The 296-nt window shown below is 61.1% G+C and carries 1 pseudogene; it reads left to right on the forward strand.

Annotated features, from left to right (window positions below):
* A pseudogene (locus tag P0G09_RS19350) lies at positions 1 to 296 on the forward strand (methionine--tRNA ligase); the annotation flags it as partial.

A 296-nucleotide genomic window follows, 5' to 3' on the forward strand; every position in this document is an offset into this window, starting at 1 on the left:
CCTGGGCAACCTGCTCAGCCGCACCGTTGCCATGTGCGAGAATTACTTCGGCGGCACGGTCCACAAGGCCGCTGGCACCGAGGCCATCGACACGGAGCTGGAGACCATGGTCAATGAGCTGCTGGGCAAGGTCACTGCCGACATGGACAACCTGACCATCCCCCAGGCCCTGATGGAGATCTTTGCCGTGATCCAGCTCGCCAACAAGTATATTGAAGAGACCGCTCCCTGTGCTCTGGCCAAGGACGAGGCCAACAAGGCCCGTATGGAGAGCGTGCTCTTCCACCTGTGCGAGG

The sequence above is a fragment of the Faecalibacterium sp. DFI.5.82 genome (genome assembly GCF_029076575.1).
Taxonomy (GTDB): domain Bacteria; phylum Bacillota; class Clostridia; order Oscillospirales; family Ruminococcaceae; genus Faecalibacterium; species Faecalibacterium duncaniae.